Annotated in this window: 4 protein-coding genes and 1 pseudogene; all 5 read right to left on the bottom strand. The window is 69.7% G+C overall.

The features are described 5' to 3' along the window. The coding region (gene aroA, locus AC1D01_RS21520; protein WP_477869895.1) for a 3-phosphoshikimate 1-carboxyvinyltransferase at window positions 1–1221 on the bottom strand (1221 nt) is incomplete at its 3' end. 10 nt (window positions 1222–1231) lie between these two features. Further along, a complete protein-coding gene (locus AC1D01_RS21515) occupies window positions 1232–2116 on the bottom strand; it encodes a prephenate dehydrogenase (RefSeq protein ID WP_477869893.1) in 885 nt (294 codons plus the stop codon). A gap of 2 nt (window positions 2117–2118) precedes the next feature. Beyond that, on the bottom strand, window positions 2119–3225 hold the full coding sequence (pheA, locus tag AC1D01_RS21510; RefSeq protein ID WP_477869891.1) for a prephenate dehydratase: 1107 nt from the start codon (window positions 3223–3225) through the stop codon (window positions 2119–2121). Next, on the bottom strand, window positions 3218–4324 hold the full coding sequence (serC, locus tag AC1D01_RS21505) for a 3-phosphoserine/phosphohydroxythreonine transaminase (protein WP_477869889.1): 1107 nt from the start codon (window positions 4322–4324) through the stop codon (window positions 3218–3220). Before serC ends, pheA begins: the two co-directional genes overlap by 8 nt. 54 nt (window positions 4325–4378) lie before the next feature. Continuing rightward, a pseudogene (locus AC1D01_RS21500) lies at window positions 4379–4701 on the bottom strand (hypothetical protein); the annotation flags it as partial.

The raw sequence follows: 4701 nt of genomic DNA, 5'->3' as shown, positions 1-4701 counted from the left end.
CGAGAAGCACATCGCGACCCGGTGGTCGTCGTAGGTGTGGATGGCCGCCGCACGCCAGGCGGCCGGCGGCGTCACCTCGATGAAATCCGGCCCTTCGGCGACCGCTGCGCCGAGCTTGCGCAGCTCGGTCGCCATTGCGGCGATCCGGTCGGTCTCCTTCACGCGCCAGCTGGCGATGTTCTCCAGGCGCGTCGTGCCCCGGGCGTACAGCGCCATCACCGCCAACGTCATCGCGGCGTCGGGGATGTGGTTGCAATCCAGCGTGATCGCCTTCAGCGGCCAGGCGCCGCGGCGCACCTCCAGCCAGCCGGGGCCGCTGCGCACGTCGGCGCCCATCGCGCGGGCGGCGTCGATGAAGCGCAGGTCGCCCTGGATGGAATCGTCGCCGACGCCTTCGATGCGCAGCGCCCGCCCGTCGAAGGCGGCGATCGCGCCCAGCGCGACGAAATACGACGCCGACGACGCATCGCCCTCGACGTGGATGCTGCCCGGCGAGCGGTAGGCGCTACCTTGCGGAATGACGAAGCGCTGCCAGCCGTCGCGCTGCACCTGGATGCCGAAGCGCGCCAGCAGGTTCAGCGTGATGTCGACATAGGGCTTGGAGATCAGCTCGCCGTCGACCTCGATCGTCACCGCATGCTCGGCCGACACCAGCGGCAGCGCGAGCAGCAGCGCGGTCAGGAACTGGCTGGAGACGTCGCCGCGCACGCGGATCGGCTGCGCGGTGTTCAGTCGCAGGTCGGCGGCGGCGAGCCGCAGCGGCGGGTAGCCTTCCTGGCCGAGCGAGGTGATGTTGCAGCCGAGCTGGCGCAGCGCGTCGACCAGGTCGCCGATCGGGCGCTCGTGCATGCGCGGCACGCCGCGCAGCTCGAAGCGGCCGTTCTGCGTGGCGGCCAGCACCGCCAGCGCGGCGGTCAGCGGGCGCATCGCGGTGCCGGCATTGCCGAGGAACAGGCTCGCCTCGCGCGTCGCGAGCCGGCCACCGAGCCCGGTGATGCGCCAGGCGCTGCCATCGGCTTCGACGCCGCAGCCRAGTTCGCGCAGCGCGGCCAGCATCACCTGGGTGTCGTCGGAATCCAGCAGGTCGTGCACCACCGTCGTGCCAGCGCTGAGCCCGGCCAGCAGCAGCACGCGGTTGGAGATGCTCTTCGAGCCGGGCAGTCGGACGCTGCCGTCGGCGGATGCAAGGGGAGGGAGGTCGAGGAACGGTGTCGTGAACATCGGTGATGGGTCAGCGCGAAGAACTCGGCTTGCCCGAGCCCATCTGCCAGCTGGAGCGCGCTTCGGACGCATTGCGGATCAGCCCTTCGAGCGCCTCCGCATTGCCGGTCTTGATGACGTGCTCGAGCGCATCCAGCGTGTGCCGGAAGCGCATCGACTGCTTCAGGATCTCTTCGCGGTTCGACATCAGGATGTCGCGCCAGACCTCGGGGTCGCTCGCGGCGATGCGCGTGAAATCGCGGAAACCGGGGCCTGCCAGCGACAGGAAATCCTTGCCCGCCGGCTGCTTTGCCACCGAGCTGAAGAACGCGAAGGCCAGCATGTGCGGCAGGTGGCTGACGGCGGCGAACGCGGCGTCGTGGTTCTCGGCCGTCATGCGCAGCACCTGCGCGCCGATCCCAGACCACACGTCGGTCGCCTTCTGCACCAGCTCGGGCGAGGTCTGCGGCAGCGGCGTGATGATCACCTGCCGCCCGGTGTACAGCGAGGCGTCGGCATGCGCGACGCCGGCCACTTCCTTGCCGGCGATCGGGTGCGCCGGCACGAAGGCGCTGACGCGCTCCTTCAGCACGCGGCGCGCGGCATCGACCACGTCGCGCTTGGTCGAGCCGACGTCCATGAACAGCACGTGCGGTTCCACCAGGTGGCGGATCGCCTTGAAGGTGGCCTCGGTGGCCGACACCGGCACCGCCATCAGCACGATGTCGGAGCCCGACACCGCGAGCAGCGCCGATTCGGCCGCCACGTCGATCACGCCCATCTTGCGGGCGCGCTCTGTGGTGGAGGGCGACTTGCTGTAGCCGACCACGCGCTTGACCAGCCCGGCCCGCTTCAGGGCGAGTGCGAACGAGCCGCCCATCAGGCCGACACCGATCACGCCGAGTTGGTTGAACATGGTCAATGGACGTCGATGGGATAGGTGCCGAGCACCTTGAAGAAAGCGCACACCTCGCGCAGCTCGCTCAACGCGGCTGCGACATGGGGCTCGTCGGGGTGGCCCTGCAGGTCGACGTAGAAGTAGTACTCCCACTGGCCGGACCGCGCAGGGCGGGATTCGAAACGCGTCATCGAGACGCCGTGGCGCTTCAGCGGCACCAGCATGTCGTGCACCGCGCCGGGTTTGTTGGCCACCGACACGATCAGGCTCGTGCAGTCGTGGCCCGAGGCCTTCGGCTGCGGATGCTGGTGCGGGTGGGCGAGCACCGTGAAGCGGGTGCGGTTGTGCGCGTCGTCCTGGATGGCCGGCGCGACGATGTGCAGGCCGAACTCGCTGGCGGCGCGCTCGCTCGCGATCGCGGCGATGCTCGGGTCCTGCTGGGCGAGCCGGGCGCCTTCGGCATTGCTCGCGACCGGCCGGCGTTCGACGTTCGGCAGGTGGYTGCTGAGCCAGCCGTGGCACTGCGCCAGCGCCTGAGGATGCGCGCACACGGCCGTCAGGTTCTCGAGCGCGTTCTCGCGGCGCAGCAGGTTGTGCCGTACGAACAGGCTGGTCTCGCCGATGATGAACAGCGGCGTCGTCAGGAACAGGTCGAGCGAGCGCGTGACCACGCCCTCGGTCGAGTTCTCGACCGGCACCACGCCGAAATCGGCCGAGCCGGCGCTGACCGCATGGAACACCTCGTCGAAGTTGGCGCACGGCACCTTGACGATCGACGAGCCGAAGAAGCCCAGCACCGCGAGCTCGCTGAAGGTGCCCGACGGGCCGAGGTAGGCGACGCGGGTGGGTGTCTCGAGCGCGCGGCAGGCCGACATGATCTCGCGCCAGATCGGTGCGACGCTGTCGCTGGCCAGCGGGCCGGGGTTGACCTGCTTCAGGCCGTCGATCACCTGGGCCTCGCGCTCGGGGCGGAACGCGACCGAGCCTTCCTTCTTCTTCAACTCGCCGACGTGCAGCGCGAACTGGGCGCGCTGGTTCAGCAGGCCCAGCAGCTCTCGGTCGACGCGGTCGATCTGGGTGCGAAGGGCCAGCAGGTCAGGGTGGGGGGCAGGTGTCGGGTCAGCCATGGCGCGCGGCGAATTCTCGCATGTACGCCACCAGCGCCTGCACGCCGGCCAGCGGCATCGCGTTGTACAGGCTCGCGCGCATGCCGCCGACGCTCTTGTGGCCCTTCAGCTGCAGCAGCCCGCGCTCCTTGGCGCCGGCCAGGAAGGCGTCGTTCAGCGATTCGTCGCGCAGGAAGAAGGGAATGTTCATCCGCGAGCGGCTGGCGGGATCGACGTGCGTCACGTAGAACTCCGAACCGTCGAGGTAGCCGTACAGCAGCCCGGCCTTGGCGATCGAGCGCTGCTCCATCGCCGCGACGCCCGCGGCCGCGCCTTCGCGCTGCGCCTTCAGCCACTGGAACACCAGCCCGGCGATGTAGATCGAGTAGGTGGGCGGCGTGTTGTACATCGAGCCGTTGTCGGCCACGGTCTTGTAGTCGAAGGCGCTCGGGCAGATCGGCAGCGCATGGCCGAGCAGGTCGTCGCGCACGAAGACCAGCGTCAGCCCGGCCGGGCCGATGTTCTTCTGCGCGCCGGCGAACGCCAGGCCCACGCGCGACCAGTCGATGGCGCGCGACAGGATGTGCGACGAGCAGTCGATCACCAGCGGTGCCTTCGAGCCGAGCGCAGCGAGGTCGGGCAGCGTGTGCAGCTCGACGCCGTGGATGGTCTCGTTGGTGCACGCATGCACGTAGCTCGCGTCCGGGCTCAGCGACCAGGTCCCGGGTGCCGGGATGCGGGTGTGCCGGTCGTCGGCATTGCTCGCGGCGACGCGCGCCTGCGCATAGCGCTGCGCCTCCTTGTACGACTTCTGCGACCACGCGCCGGTGACCACCACGTCGACCACGCCGCCGCGCGACAGGTTCATCGGCACGATCGCGTTCTCGGCCAGCCCGCCGCCCTGCATGAACAGGATGCGGAAGTTCGCCGGCACGGCCAGCAGCCCGCGCAGGTCGGCTTCGGCCTGCTCGTAGATGCTCGCGAACTCGCGCCCGCGGTGGCTCATCTCCATCACGCTCATGCCCGAGCCGTGCCAGTCGAGCATGTCGGCGGCGGCCTGCCGCAGCACCTCTTCGGGCAGCGCGGCCGGGCCGGCGGAGAAGTTGTACGGGCGTTGCATCGCGCTCATCCGGTCGGTCAGCGAAGAAGGGTCACTGGAGGGCCGCTTTGGGGGTCACTTCCCCGCCTTGGAGGCCGCAGGCGCGGCAGGCCTGGCGGCGCGCGGTGCGGCGGCTGCCGGGGCGGATGCGCCCGTTGCGGCCGGCGGCACGCCGAGCGCCGTCGAGATGCTCATGTCGAGCGCCTTCAGCTTCGGGTCCACCGAAGCGCCGGCATCGGCGATCAGCTTCTGCACGAACTTGTCGCTGATCTCGGGCATCGCCTGCTGGAACTTCTTGAAGGCCGGGTTCTCGAGCGTCACGACCAACTGCTTCAGCTCGTCTTCGGTGAAGCGTTCGTCGAGCATGCCGGCGAGCGCCGTCTGGCTCAACGCCAGCG

The sequence above is a fragment of the Rhizobacter sp. P3_B12 genome (assembly GCF_056402895.1).
The sequence above is the reverse complement of the archived record's forward strand: the minus strand, read 5'-3'. Positions and strand labels throughout refer to the sequence as shown.

Excerpts from the sequence above, each read along its gene's own strand:
- AC1D01_RS21515 (WP_477869893.1), bottom strand. The coding sequence starts at position 2,116 with ATGTTCAACCAACTCGGCGTGATCGGTGTCGGCCTGATGGGCGGCTCG.
- serC (WP_477869889.1), bottom strand. The coding sequence starts at position 4,324 with ATGCAACGCCCGTACAACTTCTCCGCCGGCCCGGCCGCGCTGCCCGAA.